The sequence below is a fragment of the Paraburkholderia sp. USG1 genome (assembly GCF_031570135.1).
Classification (GTDB): Bacteria; Pseudomonadota; Gammaproteobacteria; order Burkholderiales; family Burkholderiaceae; genus Paraburkholderia; species Paraburkholderia dioscoreae.
In genome coordinates, this window is the sequence record NZ_JAMWXW010000054.1 from 1 (window position 1) to 13,476 (window position 13,476).

The window sequence follows — 13,476 nt, forward strand, 5'->3', positions numbered from 1 at the left end:
GGTCAGCACCGTCTTGCCGCTCTTGCCGTTGCGCTGGTTGGTCGCATCTTCGGGCCGCACGGCGCCGGCCGGATAGCCCAGATGGTGTCCGAGTTCGGCACCCAGTGCGCGCTCGATCAGTGCCTTCCTGAACGCGGCTGAAGCGGCGTGCACCGCCTCGGCCGTCATCGGCCCCTTCACGAACTGGTCAATCAATTCCTTCGGAATCGACGGCAACGCCGTCTGGGCCCCGGTGGCCGTCTTCGGTTTGCGTGGCATACATGCTCCTTGAGCTACATGTTATGCCTTACACACAAAATTTATGACAGGCCCCAAGGAAAGGCCAAAACCAAAACCAAAACCAAAACAAAGGACAAAACCAAAAAACCACCAACCGAAACACCTCAAGTAGCCCAAATCCTCAAAGGCACACCTTCAACCCCATGCACAACAGGCCGCAACTGAATCCAACACCGAGTCAGAGCCTTCTGCAGCATCTCCATAGACCGCGAAACAGCGCGCACGACCAGCACCCCTGAAGTAACACAAGAAGCCGCACCCCGAAGCGACTCATCAAACGACAATTGAGCAGTCAGAGCTTCAGCAAGTGCATCATCACAAGCGGCCCCAACTGCCCAAAGCACCCCATAAGCAGGAAACCCAGCAAGCCCCTGAGCCGCGTCGCGCAGCGAGTCATCCGCCGAGAGGCTGGCCCGCTCAAACCACAACAACTCACCATTAGCGCCAACGATCCGCGACACAGCGCGCAAGCTCCCCTGCGACCACCTCTCCCCGGCGGCCTGCCGCCCAAGCTGCGTCGCATCCCACCCTAAAGCAGTCGCACCTTCGCCGAGCGTCAACGAGAAATCCAGCTTCGCATTCGCCTGATCGAAAACGATATTGTTCTGCGGCAACCAGTCGAGTTTCGCCTGCGCGCCGACGCGTACATCGATACGCTGCAGCGCCGCCCGCCCATTGGACTTGTACCACTTCGTGGCCCCGGGCGTGGTGATGACAGCATGCGCGCCCGCGTCAACATCAACGTCGATAGCAAGCTGATCGCCGCCCGCGATCCCCCCAGGCGGATGCACGATCACCGCATGACAAACACCATATCCTTCCGGATACAGCGGCCGCTGAACCCGCAACGGCCCATCATGCAAACGATGCTTGAGCGTAGTCCGCACGCCGTCCCTGACAAAGCCGAGTTCGAGGCGCGCGCGCCATTGCGAATGCGCACCGGCTTGCGCGGTAGCGAGGGTAGCGTGATTTTCGTGAAGCGACATACGAATGGAATGCGACCGGACGAAGAAGAGCAAAGCGTGCCTGCGCACATCAGACAACGCTCAACCGCGCTGCCGCAGAATGCATCGAGAATAGCACGCGCGGTGCCTGACACCGCTCACACGGCGATCAGCGTACGCACGCCGTCCGCATCCATATTGGCGCCTTCTCCGCCCGCGATGATCTCGCCGCGGCTCATCACCCAATACCGGTCCGCAATGTCTTTGGCAAAGTCGTAGTACTGCTCGACGAGCAGCACCGTCATGCCCATTTCCTCGACCAGTTGACGCAGCGTGCGGCCGATATCCTGAATGATCGACGGCTGAATACCCTCGGTGGGTTCGTCGAGAATCAGCAGTTGCGGATCGCTCATCAACGCCCGCCCAATGGCAAGCTGTTGCTGCTGCCCGCCGGAGAGATCGCCGCCACGGCGGCTGCGCATATCCTTCAGCACGGGGAACAGTTCGTAGATACGATCCGGGATCTTCTTCGGCGCTTTCTTGCTGGCGGCGCCCACCAGCAGATTTTCTTCGACGGTCAGCCGTGGAAAGATATCGCGGCCTTGCGGCACATAAGCGAGGCCTTTTTCCACGCGCGTATAGGTGGGCAGTTTGGTGATCGGCGTGCCGCGCCAGGCGATCGAGCCGCTCTTCGTTTGCACGACGCCCATCAGGCAGCGCAGCAGCGTGGTTTTACCCACGCCGTTGCGGCCGAGCAGGACAGTGAGTTTGCCGTCGGGCACGGTGAGCTTCACATCGCGCAGAATGTGGCTGCCGCCGTAGTACTGGTTCAGGTTTTCTACTTCTAGCATGTCCGTTCGACCCTTCGTTTCACCGACCCGTTTGAGAGACCCGCTTCACCGGCCCAGATAAGACTCGATGACCGTCTCGTCGCGCTTCACTTCGTCGAGCGTGCCGTGGGCGAGCACGCGCCCTTCGGCCATCACCGTCACCTTGCCGGTCTCGCCCGATAGCGCCGCCACGAACTCCATATCGTGCTCGACGACCATCATCGAACAGGTGCCGCGCAGATGATTGAGCAACTCGGCCAACTGCATGGTTTCGTCGTCGGTCATGCCGGCGGCCGGTTCGTCGAGCAGCAGCAGCGCCGGTTGCTGCATCAGCAGCATGCCGATTTCGAGCCGTTGCTTCTGGCCGTGCGAGAGTTCGCCGGCGAGGCGCCGCGCTTCGCTTTCCAGGCCGATCAACGCCAGCGTCTCTTCGATGCGCGCCTGCGCTTCACGATCCAGGCGCGCGCATAGCGAGGCCCACCAGCCCTTGTCGGTCTTCATCGCCAGTTCGAGGTTTTCCCATACGGGATGCTGTTCGAACACCGTGGGCTTCTGAAACTTGCGGCCAATGCCCGCACGCGCAATGGCCGGCTCGTTCATCCGCGTCAGATCGATCGACTGGCCGAGAAACACCTTGCCGGAATCCGGCTCCGTCTTGCCGGTGATCACGTCCATCATGGTCGTCTTGCCGGCGCCGTTCGGACCGATGATGCAGCGCAATTCGCCCGCTTCGATCGAAAGCGTCAGCGCGTTCAGCGCGCGAAAACCGTCGAAGCTCACGGTCACGTCTTCCAGATACAGGATCGTGCCGTGCGAGATGTCGATCTCGCCGGGCACGACCACGTGCCCCATGCTCGCAACGCCGCTCAACGAAGTCTCGGCGGGGTCTTCCGGCAGGGCTAAATCAGGAACCATCGGGTTTTCGTTCATGAGCGGTTCCTCTTGCGTGTCATGAGTTCGATCAGCCCCATGATGCCGTTCGGCAGGAGTAGCGGGACCAGCACGAAAATCAGACCCAGAAAGAACAGCCAGTATTCAGGGAAGTTCGCCGTAAAGAAGCTCTTCGCGCCATTCACCGCGAAGGCGCCGATGATCGGGCCGATCAGCGTGCCGCGGCCGCCCACGGCGACCCAGATCGCCATTTCGATCGAGTTGCCCGGCGACATCTCGCCCGGGTTGATGATGCCGACCTGCGGCACGTACAGCGCGCCGGCAATGCCGCACAACACGGCGGATACCGTCCACACGAACAGCTTGTAGGCAAGTGGGCTGTAGCCGAGGAACATCAAACGCGTTTCACCGTCGCGCACCGCGGTCACGACGCGGCCGAGCTTCGAGGTGACGATAGCCCGCGCGCCGAGGAATGCGAGAATCAGTACCGCGAACGTGATCAGCAGCAACGCGGTGCGCGTGCCGGGATGCGTGATCGGAAAGCCGCCGATGCGCTTGAAATCGGTGAAGCCGTTATTGCCGCCGAAGCCCGTCTCGTTGCGATAGAACAGCAGCATCGCGGCGAAGGTCATGGCCTGCGTGATGATCGACAGATACACGCCCTTCACCCGCGAGCGGAACGTGAAGAAGCCGAACACCCACGCGACCACCGCCGGCACCAGCACCACCAGCAGCAGCGCATAGCCGAGATGCTGCGTGCCTTGCCAGTACCAAGGCAATTGATGCCAGTCGAGAAACACCATGAAGTCCGGCAGGTCGCTGCCATATTTGCCTTCGTGGCCGATCGCGCGCATCAGATACATGCCGATCGCGTAGCCGCCGAGCGCGAAGAACAGCGCGTGCCCCAAGCTGAGGATGCCGCAGTAACCCCACACGAGGTCGAGTGCCAACGCCGCAATCGCGTAGCACATGAACTTGCCGGTGATCGTCATCGCGTAGGCGGACAGATGCAACGCGCTAGTCTCCGGCACCACCAGCGTGGCGAACGGCACGCCCAGTCCGAATACGATGATCAACGCGATCAGCGCGAGCCACGCGCGCCGCGACAGCAGCGCGGGACGCGGCGGCAGGCCGAGCGCGAAACCCGATTGCGCGTCGCGGCCGGGCAGGTCGCCGCCGCCTGCGCCGACGTGAGCCGATGAAGTTGCAGACGTCATCTCATGCCTCCGCGCTACGGCCCTTGAGGGCGAACATGCCCTGCGGACGCTTCTGGATGAACAACACGATCAGCACGAGCACCGCGATCTTGGCGAGCACCGCGCCCCAGAACGGTTCGATCGCCTTGCTGACGAGTCCGAGGCCGAAGCCGCCGATCACCGTGCCGGCCAGTTGACCGACGCCGCCCAGCACCACGGCCATGAACGAATCGATGATGTAGCTCTGGCCGAGGTCCGGTCCGACATTGCCGATCTGCGAGAGCGCACAGCCGCCCAGCCCGGCGATGCCCGCGCCGAACGCGAACGCATACGAATCGACCCTTGCAGTCTTCACGCCGACACAGGCCGCCATGCGCCGGTTCTGCGTGACGGCGCGCACGAAGAGACCGAGACGCGTCTTGGTGAGCACGGCCCATGCAATGCCGACCACGATCAGCGAGAACGCGAGAATCGCCAGCCGGTTGTACGGCAGGATCAGATTGGGCAGCACCGTCACGCCGCCGCTCATCCACGCCGGGTTGACCACCTGCACGTTCTGCGCGCCGAACAGCATGCGCGTCGCCTGAATCAGAATCAGGCTCACGCCGAAGGTGGTCAGCAGCGTCTCGAGCGGGCGGCCATACAGATGCTTCAGCACCAGCCGTTCGAGCACGATACCTACGAGGCCCGCCGCCGCGAACGACGCCGGCACCGCCAGCAGCGGATACCAGTCGAACGCACCGGGTGCGAAGCGCTGAAAGAGGTTCTGAACCACATAGGTGGCGTACGCGCCGATCATCAGGAATTCGCCGTGCGCCATGTTGATCACGCCGATCAGCCCGTAGGTGATGGCAAGGCCCAGCGCGGCGAGCAGCAGCACGCTGCCGAGCGACAGACCCGCGAACAGCGTGCCGGCGATCTGGCTGCGGCGCTGGATCGCATCGAGTTCGTCGATGCCGCTTTGCGCGGCGGCGCGCACGCGGTCGTCGGCTTCCACGAAGGTGCCGTCCGGTTTTTTCGCGACGAGTGGACGCAGCAGTTCGTTCATGTCGAGGTCGTGCCGCGCGGCGACCAGTTGCACGGCTTCGAGGCGTTTGGCCGGGTCGGTGTCGTGCAGGGCGGTCATGGCCCACAGCGTGTCGAGGCGCTTCTTCAACGCGGGATCGGTTTCCTTTGCGCGGGCTGCATCGACGAGCGGTTTGATCGACGGATCCGGGTTCTGCAGCAGCGAGGTGATCGCGGCTTCACGCGTCGCCCTGTCCGGCGAATCGAGTTGCAGGCCGGACAGCGCGCCGGCCACTTTCGAGCGCAGCAGATTGTTTAGGGTGACCGGCTGGGCATCGCCCGCGGCGACGGTTTTGCCAGTCACCGCATCCTTCGCGGTGTCGCCGTCCTGCAGCAGCACGGCGCCCGAATCGGTGGCGAGCGCGCTGTCGTCGGACAGCGCCTTGAGCACCGCCATCGACTCCTTGTCGTGATTGGCGATCAGTTTGTCGATGGCGGCGGATTTCGCGTCGAAGTCGTCGCCGGCAAGCGGCGCCACATCGGCGGGACTCAGTGCGAAGGCCGCCAGCGGCGCGCCGGCGAAGAGCACGAGCGCCATGCCGCCGATGCGCGGTGCCAGCCGTCGTGCGAATCGTTGTGCGAACCGTCGTGTGGATGTCAGGAATGAGGACGCCATAGTGGCCCTTGAAGGAAAACCGGCGGGGCGGCGCGGCATGTGGGCAAGCGCCGCAGCTGCGCCGTCGGGTTGCTGCGCGCGAAAGTCGTACCGCCGGGAAGCCCGCTCACGGCACGAACCCAGGCGCGGTGGGCGCGCCTGTCGCGGGATTGCTTCAGCGCGCCGCGACGGCCAAAGTCGCCGTCGCGGCGCGCGTTCCCGTCATCCCGTCAGGCGACGCGCGAGCGCTTCAGGAACGCCGGGATCGAGCTGACCACGTCCGGCTTGCTCGAATTGCCGGCAATGTATGGGCTCCACGGCTGCGCGCGAATCGCGGTCTTGGTCCGCCACACCACGTTGAACTGGCCGTCGGCGCGCACTTCGCCGATCATCACCGGCTTGTGCAGGTGGTGATTGCCGTCCATTTCGAGCGTGAAGCCCGACGGCGCCGCGAACGTCTGGCCGATCATCGCTACGCGCACCTTGTCCACGTCCGTGCTCTTGGCCTTCTCGACCGCCTGCTTCCACATATGGATGCCCACGAAGGTCGCTTCCATCGGGTCGTTGGTCACTCGCTTGGTGCCGCCCGGCAGGTTGTTCTGCGCGACCCACGCGGCCCACTGCTTCTTGAACTTTTCGTTGGCCGGGTTGCGCAGCGACATGAAGTAGTTCCATGCCGCCAGGTTGCCGACCAGCGGCTTCGTATCGATACCGCGCAATTCTTCCTCGCCGACCGAGAAGGCGACCACCGGCACGTCCGACGCCTTCAGCCCCTGATTGCCCAGTTCCTTGTAGAACGGCACGTTCGAATCGCCGTTCACCGTCGAGATCACCGCGGTCTTGCCGCCTTGCGAGAAAGTCTTGATGTTCGCGACGATGGTCTGGTAGTCGCTATGGCCGAACGGCGTATAGACCTCCTGAATATCGGCTTCCTGGACGCCTTTAGACTTGAGGAACGCGCGCAGAATCTTGTTGGTCGTGCGGGGGTACACATAGTCGGTGCCCAGCAGGAAGAAGCGCTTGGCGCCGCCGCCTTCTGCGCTCATCAGATATTCGGTCGCCGGAATCGCCTGTTGATTCGGCGCTGCGCCCGTGTAGAACACGTTGCGCGACATTTCTTCGCCTTCGTACTGCACCGGGTAGAACAGCAGGCCGTTCAGTTCCTCGAACACCGGCAGCACCGATTTGCGCGACACTGAGGTCCAGCAGCCGAACACCACGGCGCACTTGTCCTGTGTGATCAGCTGACGTGCTTTTTCGGCGAAGAGCGGCCAGTTCGACGCCGGATCTACCACCACCGGTTCCAGTTGACGGCCCATCACGCCGCCGTTCTTGTTGATGTCCGAAATGGTCATCAACGCGGTGTCCTTGAGCGAAGTCTCCGAGATCGCCATCGTGCCCGACAGCGAATGCAGAACGCCCACCTTGATTGGACCGCTGCCCGACTGCGCCTGTGCAAACGGAACCTGACCAGCAAGCGCCAGCGCGCCCGACATTGAGCCGAACTTCAACAGACTGCGACGTTTCATGTATATCCCCTTGCCATTGATGGTGACTGTTTATGGGCGTCGATTTCAGCCAGCAGGGCTTATCCCGCATGACTTGCCGCTTGTGTACTGCAAGCCACGTGCCATGCAGTAAATTCGACCCGAACGTGGTGAACGGCATGCTGCGGCGCGGCTGCGAGCCGGGCGGCTGATGCGTCTTGCAGCGCAGAATTGGTGCAGGATCGGACGCTGCGCCTCGTTCAGGTGCGTGCCGCGCCGCAACGAAGCGTCCGTATCCGCCAGTGGGCGTCTGCGGTGCATATCCGCTGCCCCTTTGTGCATGCGCCGCGGTCTGCCTACACGCAAAGTCCACTCATGCGAGGAGACGGGACATGAGTGAGCGCACCGGCGTCAATCCACCCGATATGTCCGCGTTCTGGATGCCCTTCACGGCGAACTGTCAATTCAAAAGCGCGCCGCGTTTGCTGGTGAGAGCGAAGGGGATGTACTACACGTCGCACGAAGGGCGGCGCATTCTCGATGGCACCGCGTGGCTGTAGTGCGTCAACGCGGGCCATTGCCGCGACGAGATCATCGCCGCCGTGTAGGCGCAGGCGGCGGAGATGGATTTCGCGCCGACCTTTCAGATGGGATATCCCAAGGCCTTCGAGGCCGCGACAAAGATCGCGTGGCATACGCCGGGCGGTCTGAAGCACATTTCTTTGTGAACTCGGGCTCTGAGGCTGCCCACGACCTCGCTTGACGAAGTTCTCGAACGGCTGGCCTGGTACGCACGGCGCTGGACCATCGAGACGTGGCATCGCGTGCTCAAAAGCGGCTGCCGTATCGAGGCGCGCCAGTTCGGTACGCTCGACCAGTTTGTGAGAGTGACAGCTCTGTTTGCCGTTAGCGCGTGGCACATCCTGTATGCAACGCTGCTCACGCGAACTGATACACAGCTATGCTGCGAAGTACTGTTGCAACCCGTTGAATGGCAGGCGCTCTATTGCCATGCCCACCGAACGAAGCAACTGCCAGAGCACGTTCCCAATGCTGCAGCAAACCATCGTGTGGGTAAGCATGACCGGCCGCCAGGACCGACCGTTATATGGCGCGGATTTCCCGTCCTGCACGAAATTACGAAGATGTATCAGCTTTTCAAGCAAAGCGGATGGCACGGCTTCTCAACTTTGTTGGTAAAACTGAGTGCTTAGTACGGTATGCACACGTTTCCTGCACGTCGCGCGGTTTGCCGCTCGTGTTTCGGCGGTGAAGATGGCGATGCTGCAGTTTAAGGTCAAGAGGTTGCACAATGTCGAACTTTGGAATGCGAAGGGCCTACCGACGACCGTTAAACTCTATCCGTCAGAGGACCTTGAAATTGCCTGCGAACTTAACAGGCATCGTTCGGGAAAGCGTTAAGGCCGGGGCGCAAAACTGTATTATTCTTGAAATGATTCGCTCAACCTCCGGAGGTCGGTAAATGAATGCATTCATACAAGAGTTCGCGATGGCCGCCCGCCAAAGCCCACGCCTTTTTTTCGCTCCTATCGTCGGTGCCGTGGATGCAGTGCGTCGGGAACTTGCTCGGATGAGTTCGTCAACTGAGTCTCGCGATTCGAGCCTCCGGCGCGCGCCGAAAAAGCAATCCGATGCAGAGTAAGGTTTGCTCGCGCTCACTTTTGGTTTTTGACCTTGCTGTTTCCCTCGGATGGGAATTAACATTTGCAAATGTGGGTAGTCACCGCTCACCGCCGCGAGTTTGCGTGTGCTGACGTCGAATTTTGTCTGTTAGTGGGTTAGCGCCAGCAGCCCAGCCACGGCGACAACGAATCGACGGTCATCTTGCCTCGAACCAGATCGGCGAACGATGGCAGCGTGTTGTCGGTCGCCAATGACTTGAGTACCTGCAAATCGAAGCCATAATAGCCCAGTAGGATGTAGGAGATCGCCCCGTAGATATAGCTCACCAGATGGTCTGCTATCCGCTTGATAAAGTGGATCGGGCAGGCGCCGGGCTAAAGTCCCTTTGCCAGGCGGCAGACGCTTGCGGCAAAGGGTAGGGATGGCGTTAATTGGATAAGCCGAAAGCTAGCTTAAACGAGCTACGGCGCAGCGCATTTTGTATTTGAGCGCGGAGCTCCGTTTCATCGTTTTTCAGATTCGGAAGCCTCTTCGCTTCGGTAAGATACTTCAGAAAGGCACGATTGGGTATCGTGGGCGGAATCGTATCTGTCCAACGGGTCCACTCAAGCATGAACTGATTTAATAGGTTACGCACTTGACCGCGCAACAGCCGGAACGGTGGGTCCATGTACGCCTTGTCGATTCTTGCGGACACGGGGCCGCCACTCCACCATGCAGGGTCTGACAGGAATGGTTGCTCAGTCAACATGCTGGCGACCCAGGGGATGATTTTTACGCATTCAACGTATCTTGTTTCAGTCAATTGCCATCCGAACGACTTATTGTCAGGCGCCAATTGATAACTGTCACAGGGTAATGTGATTCTTCCCATGGGCGCCGAGATGCCCATTTCTTCTGTCAGAAAATCTCTCAGGTCGGGAAACGGCCCGGCGCAAATCCAGTAGACAGTTCCGCGTTTTATCGCGTCATCCGGAGCCCGGAGCCCTGCGATTCTTATCTTTCCTACCACAGGTTTAGCGTCTTCGGTCGGCCGGGAATGGAAGTTGGAACTCTCCTTTGAAAATATTGACTCAACCATCGTCTTGAATTCCTGATCTGGTGACAGACCTGCTGCATAACTATCGCCCAGGACGTGCGAAATGCTGACGGTGTGCATAAACAAAATTCGATTTGTGAAAGTCATCATTGTTCTTCGCACGATAATCCCACGATTGACGGTGTCGCTCCATTTGCCACTTGTCCGGTGTCGCAATCCGGGGGATTGTCGAGGCGTGATCCAGGCCGGCGGGACAGGCGTCCTGCTGGGCGAGGGGGCAAGATCTGGCGCAGATCTGCAATGCATTGCTGACTCAGGTCGGAGGGCGCCATTGTCTGCACTGAGGCAACCGGCGCAGTGTCTTTTTGTGTGATCGTTTGCGTGGTTTTCGCAGCGGATCGTTGCTTGCTAATCTCAAGGCCCGCGTTCGGTACAAACCCTCCCTCTGCGGATAGCGTCGCAATGCGGTACAACCAGCCGGCGACATTCTGGATTGGCTTACGGCGGCCACTTGCGGCGCTGAGCAGATTTCCAGTCAACTCATCGATGATGGCCTGCGCATCCTCATCTTTCAGGTTCCGTAGTGCGTGCTCGATCACCGGTTTGTGCGCTTCCACTGCGGGATGAAACTCCAAACTCGTGCGCATGACGTTCTTGCATATCGCTGCGTCGTCCCGCTTGATGTGTTTTGGCGATCCTGTTGTTGTGTTTTCATACATAAAACTTCTTTTGTTGTTAGTCGGCCGCGGTTGAACCTTCTGGCTGACCTTTGAAATACCAGGTGGCCGACGCTCTTTAGGATGTCTGGTAGGTGCGTGCGATGCTGTCTTGGCAACCGAAAGATTGTTCACATCTGGTCTGCGGTGACTGAGAACACATTCAGCAATAAGGTTCTCCGTCTCTGAAAGATTGAGGAGAAAGAAGAGCCTGGCGGGTATGCCCTGGCGTCTCTCGCTAAGCAATCCTGATTCTTTCAGAATCTTACGGGCACATTGCTGTTCGCGTCGATGCAGCCCGGTGCTCCACTCCCAACTTTCCACTTCGCGAGTCGGCGGTCTGAGGATTTTTTTCGTCGCGTCGCGGTCGGCATCTCTGCGTACATCAAACCAGACGCCCGCGCCTGCGCGGCGCTGACAGGAGATCGCATGGAAGAGAAATAGGCTAGCCGCCATGTTACCGAGCGCGCGGCCGACGGCGGCGATCTGCGGAACCAGTTCGACGTCGCTAAGGTCCAAGTTTGTTGTCGTCATATCGTTATGCGATTAAGGCCTAAAAGTTGCACTTTTCAAACCGATCTGAAAGTGCGGCCGAATGGCACTGACCATCCCGAAGTCATGCGGGAAGATTGGTCTTCCCGATTGCACAGCATTTGTCTCGTGGTTCGACGAAACTCAAATGTGTCATTTACTCTCAGGGGAAGAATGGTCTTGCGGGCTTGATGACTGCTTTTCTGTGCCACATTCAGCGTCGTCGCGTCGGAACATCAACGTGAAATACTGATACCGGGTTGAATGGCCTTTTTCTTTTGCGTTAAGAACCAGTTGTTTCAAACGCTGTAGGTCAACGCGGTAGAAGACAGTGCGGGAAGACTTCTCGCAGGACTCATGCAGAAGATTCAGGCGTTTCAGATGCTTGATCGCGGCCTTTTCCTCTCGTCGGTTCAGACCCATATCCCACTCGCGGCTCCTACAGCTTGTGTATCCATGTTCTCCCACATGATCTGCGGACATTGCGTCCGCATCCGGTTCAGCATGTAGGCGGTGTACAGCGAAAAATTTTCGCTCGCCTACTTGGATTTGTCGGAAGACCATCTGATTCAACAAGATCGCCGCGAGAGCGCTGCCAAGCAGACGCGCGATGCTCGAGGAAAAAGACATCGTCCTCGGGTCGGCAGGGTGGTGGCGAATAATTTGGAAAATTGACTGCATGTACAGCTCCCAGCTCAAAGTGTCATGGAAATTGCGCCGATACGTCGCCAGCAAAGGCGCACGAGAACGAATGTCTTGCGCTCAGAAGTCGAGCGCAAACCATTCGCCAAGGGTTTGGCTTAGAGAAAAGTAAGGTTGGGCAACGCGAGGCCGGACCTTCTTGCATCAAGATAAGTAAGGATTCCGGCCCAGCCGTAAAATGCCGCAGCTCTGGAAGCTGCAGCACTTCATGCAGACGATCAATGATCGGGTTGAAACGCGGGCAAAAGCCGCTCGCCTCCGCAAGACCGGGAGGCATTGTTTTCTATGCACTTCGCAGCCTACACGTGCTTTTTAAGCCGCGCAAGTACTTTCGAGTCGTTACGACTTTCGGTATGCCGGGTCGTTGCAGATCAAATTATTAACGCGTGTGCGACATGACCTTGAGCCGGGCTAATCGGACTGGATTAATCATCCTCAAGGGAAATCATGATCGCGTTTTTTCACGTGTTAGCCGCGCCCGCGCTTGAAGCAGCGGCAGACTGCGGCTTAGCGCGCAGCATTGTTGGAGAGGATGTGCCGGTATCGTCCGGTGCGCCGCCCAAAGCCGCATCCGATGCAAATGGCAACAACGTTGCCACCAGCATCGCGATCTTCAAAACTTTCATCACCATGCTTCTCCGAAAATGATCGGAACATGGTGCCCGGAGAGCGGTCAGGATACCGTACGAAAATTCTGCGGCGCGGACCGGAAGGATCATAATGAAAAAGGGATGCTAGGGATGTCGAAGGCGGTCGGCACCCTAAGGATGTGCTAGGAATCACGTGTGTTCGCAAGTAGCGAGAATCACCCGGCAGCCCAAGCGTGCAACGGATCAAACGTCGCGCGGGTAGCGGGTCAATCGGAGAAGGAAAAGATCAAGCGAACCGGCTTACTGAGGACTCAGCGAACCGGCATTACAGCATCGCCGCCGCGTTTGGCATTGCCCTCCGCCCGAGCTTTCCTTCAGCGCCTTTGGCCGCAACACTTGGATTCGGCACCGTCGGCGCTTGTGGCAGCGCGCTCAACTGCAGCACGTCCTGGTCGGTGAGATTCGCGGTCGAGGCCTTCTGCGAGCGCACAACCGTGAGGCTGTCCTGTGAGGCGAGTGCGTCGAAGTAAGCCTGGCCAAGCCACAACGATCGGATCCTGCCGTGCCTGCGCAAATGACCCCTGCGCCGAATCCTCCGCGAGCTTGCCCTGCGCGTAGCGGTACCAGCTATCGACATGAATCAACGGCTGCGCAAGCGAAATCGCGGAGCCATTGCTATTGCCGTACGACGCAGGAAAGCCGCCGCCGAAATCAGTGTTCTGGCGATTCGCGGTGAGCGACGCGGAGACTTGCGGCAGAAGCTTGGTGGGTGCGAGCGGTAACTCTTCGCTATTGGCGGCAAGCGCCGCGCGCTTTGCAACTGCGCATCGCTCGAGAGTGCTTCGTCGTAAAGCTGGGAGAAGCCGACGGCGTGTAAGGAAGCCGGGAGAAATGCGAGAACTGGGCAATGAAGCGCCAGTGCGGCCGCTTGACCGGCACCCACCGACGGATCATCGCGACCGTGCGA

At 59.7% G+C, this 13,476-nt stretch carries 12 protein-coding genes and 3 pseudogenes; 3 read left to right on the plus strand and 12 right to left on the minus strand.

What is annotated here, in order from left to right; genetic code table 11:
* The 7 genes and pseudogenes from NE850_RS38310 to urtA all read right to left on the minus strand — a co-directional run.
* Positions 1 to 258, minus strand: a pseudogene (locus NE850_RS38310) (IS256 family transposase); the annotation flags it as partial.
* A 125-nt stretch (positions 259 to 383) separates the two neighbouring features.
* The gene (locus NE850_RS38315) at positions 384 to 1,265 is read right to left on the minus strand and encodes an urease accessory protein UreD (protein WP_165184862.1); all 882 of its coding nucleotides are present in this window, start codon (positions 1,263 to 1,265) and stop codon (positions 384 to 386) included.
* Positions 1,266 to 1,381: 116 nt separating this feature from the next.
* A complete protein-coding gene (gene urtE / locus NE850_RS38320) occupies positions 1,382 to 2,074 on the minus strand; it encodes an urea ABC transporter ATP-binding subunit UrtE (RefSeq protein ID WP_165184865.1) in 693 nt (230 codons plus the stop codon).
* 45 nt (positions 2,075 to 2,119) lie between these two features.
* On the minus strand, positions 2,120 to 2,983 hold the full coding sequence (gene urtD, locus NE850_RS38325) for an urea ABC transporter ATP-binding protein UrtD (protein ID WP_165184868.1): 864 nt from the start codon (positions 2,981 to 2,983) through the stop codon (positions 2,120 to 2,122).
* Positions 2,980 to 4,161: an urea ABC transporter permease subunit UrtC gene (gene urtC, locus NE850_RS38330; protein WP_165184871.1), complete on the minus strand. Its 1,182-nt coding sequence runs from the start codon at positions 4,159 to 4,161 to the stop codon at positions 2,980 to 2,982. The genes urtD and urtC overlap by 4 nt, the downstream gene beginning before the upstream one ends.
* Before the next feature lies 1 nt (position 4,162).
* Positions 4,163 to 5,821 carry an urea ABC transporter permease subunit UrtB gene (gene urtB, locus NE850_RS38335; protein ID WP_310700304.1) on the minus strand — a complete coding sequence of 553 codons (1,659 nt, stop codon included), beginning with the start codon at positions 5,819 to 5,821 and terminating at the stop codon, positions 4,163 to 4,165.
* 209 nt (positions 5,822 to 6,030) lie between these two features.
* Entirely contained in the window at positions 6,031 to 7,329 is a 1,299-nt protein-coding gene (gene urtA / locus NE850_RS38340) for an urea ABC transporter substrate-binding protein (RefSeq protein WP_165184877.1), read from the minus strand.
* 350 nt (positions 7,330 to 7,679) lie between these two features.
* Here urtA and NE850_RS38345 point away from each other — a divergent pair.
* A pseudogene (locus tag NE850_RS38345) lies at positions 7,680 to 8,032 on the plus strand (aminotransferase class III-fold pyridoxal phosphate-dependent enzyme); the annotation flags it as partial.
* Positions 8,031 to 8,501 (plus strand): annotated as a pseudogene (locus NE850_RS39610) (hypothetical protein); the annotation flags it as partial. The pseudogenes NE850_RS38345 and NE850_RS39610, both read left to right, overlap by 2 nt.
* Positions 8,502 to 9,086: 585 nt before the next feature.
* Here NE850_RS39610 and NE850_RS38350 read toward each other — a convergent pair.
* From NE850_RS38350 to NE850_RS38365, 4 genes are all read right to left on the minus strand, one after another.
* Positions 9,087 to 9,257 carry a hypothetical protein gene (locus NE850_RS38350; protein WP_310700305.1) on the minus strand — a complete coding sequence of 57 codons (171 nt, stop codon included), beginning with the start codon at positions 9,255 to 9,257 and terminating at the stop codon, positions 9,087 to 9,089.
* Between the two features lie 101 nt (positions 9,258 to 9,358).
* On the minus strand, positions 9,359 to 10,090 hold the full coding sequence (locus NE850_RS38355; RefSeq protein WP_310700306.1) for a hypothetical protein: 732 nt from the start codon (positions 10,088 to 10,090) through the stop codon (positions 9,359 to 9,361).
* 26 nt (positions 10,091 to 10,116) lie between these two features.
* Complete coding sequence (locus tag NE850_RS38360; RefSeq protein WP_310700307.1) at positions 10,117 to 11,220, minus strand: hypothetical protein; 1,104 nt, start codon at positions 11,218 to 11,220, stop codon at positions 10,117 to 10,119.
* 150 nt (positions 11,221 to 11,370) lie between these two features.
* On the minus strand, positions 11,371 to 11,898 hold the full coding sequence (locus NE850_RS38365; RefSeq protein WP_310700308.1) for a hypothetical protein: 528 nt from the start codon (positions 11,896 to 11,898) through the stop codon (positions 11,371 to 11,373).
* 468 nt (positions 11,899 to 12,366) lie between these two features.
* On the opposite strand from NE850_RS38365, the gene NE850_RS38370 reads away from it, so the two are divergent.
* The gene (locus NE850_RS38370) at positions 12,367 to 12,567 is read left to right on the plus strand and encodes a hypothetical protein (protein WP_310700309.1); all 201 of its coding nucleotides are present in this window, start codon (positions 12,367 to 12,369) and stop codon (positions 12,565 to 12,567) included.
* A 267-nt stretch (positions 12,568 to 12,834) separates the two neighbouring features.
* Here NE850_RS38370 and NE850_RS38375 read toward each other — a convergent pair whose 3' ends face one another.
* Positions 12,835 to 13,056, minus strand: coding sequence for a hypothetical protein (locus NE850_RS38375; RefSeq protein ID WP_310700310.1), 222 nt, complete (start codon positions 13,054 to 13,056; stop codon positions 12,835 to 12,837).
* Positions 13,057 to 13,476: the final 420 nt, after the last annotated feature.